A 1,513-nucleotide genomic window follows, 5' to 3' on the forward strand; every position below is an offset into this window, starting at 1 on the left:
CAATACCAGTGACTTAAGGGTTTCGGCTGGTAGCGTGGCATCCAGGAGGTGCTGGATGCCACGCCCTGGGCAGGTCAAGCCGGAGACGGATGAGCGGTTGTCGGACCGGATCGCGGTCGGGCTGCTGACGCGTACGTTTCCGCCGGAGTTGGTGGACCGGGTGGTCGCCGAGTCCGGTCGCTCGGGTCAGCGCACTCGGCTGCTGCCGCCGCGGGTGGTTGTCTACTTCGTGCTGGCGATGTGCTTGTTCTCCGGGCAGGGGTATGAGGAGGTCGCGCGGCTGCTCACGCAGGGTCTGACCTGGGCGAAGCGTTGGTCGGGCTCATGGCAGGTGCCGACCACGGCGGCGATCTCGCGGGCGAGGGTGAAGCTGGGGCCGGAGCCGCTGAAGGCACTGTTCGCCGAGGTGGCCCGGCCGTTGGCGACCGAGGAGACCCGGGGCGCCCGATACGGGCGGTGGAGGCTGGTGGCGGTCGACGGCACGGTCTTCGACGCACCCGACAGTGAGGCGAACGCCGCGCACTTCGGGCGGCCGAAGACCCATCGCACCGAGCGGTGCGCGTATCCGCAGGTGCGGATGGTGGCACTGGCCGAGTGCGGCACCCACGCCATCACCGCCGCCGCCCTGGGGCCGCTGACATCATCCGAACCCGTCCTGGCCCGCAGCCTGTTCGGCCATCTCGGCGAGGGCGATCTGCTGCTGGCCGACCGCGGGTTCAGCGGTCTGGATCTGTGGCGGGCCGCCTCGGCCGGCGGTGCGGACCTGCTGTGGCGGATCCGCTCCCACCAGGTGCTGCCAGTCCGCGAGGAACTTCCCGACGGCTCGTACCTGTCGGAGATCGTCGCCGCGAAGGACCACCGCAAACGCGCCGACCCCACGACCGTGCGGGTCATCGAGTACACCTTGCAGGGCCCTGGGTTTCCCGAACAGGATGCTCCCTACCGGCTGATCACCACGATCCTCGACCCCGAGGCCGCCCCGGCCGCCGATCTGGCCGCCGTCTATCACGAGCGGTGGGAGATCGAGACCGCACTGGACGAGCTGAAGACTCATCAACGCGGCCCCGCCCAGGTCCTTCGCTCACGCTCACCCGACGGCGTCGAGCAGGAAGTCTGGGGCCATCTGCTGGTCCACTACGCCATCCGCAGCCTGATGAATGACACCGCGGATGCCGCCCAGCTCGACGCCGACCGGCTCTCCTTCACCCGCAGCATCCGCCTCGCACGCCGACAGGTCACCGCGCAGGCGGCCTTTTCCCCCTGACCACCTGGCCGCCTCCCTCACCGAGGGCCTGCGGGAGATAGCCCGGCACCTGCTGCCCCTCCGCCGCAGGCGCTTCAACCCCCGTGTCATCAAACGCAAGATGTCCAACTTCGGAGTCAAACGCGACGAACACCGGCGCCCTCCCCAGCCCGACCGGAGCCCGGCCGAGGCCGTGGCCATCGCCCCGCACTGGCGCACAGCCCCGATCAACCCACCGACCAAGGTCCCACGAAGCTGGGACCCGATCCC

1 protein-coding gene is annotated in these 1,513 nt (G+C 69.8%); it reads left to right on the plus strand.

From position 1 onward, the window contains the following. Positions 1-55: 55 nt before the first annotated feature. Positions 56-1,264 (plus strand): IS4 family transposase, encoded by a 1,209-nt coding sequence (locus ACZ5SK_RS48490; protein WP_334573689.1) that lies wholly within the window; start codon positions 56-58, stop codon positions 1,262-1,264. Positions 1,265-1,513: the final 249 nt, after the last annotated feature.

The organism is Streptomyces sp. NPDC031474 (assembly GCF_055581185.1).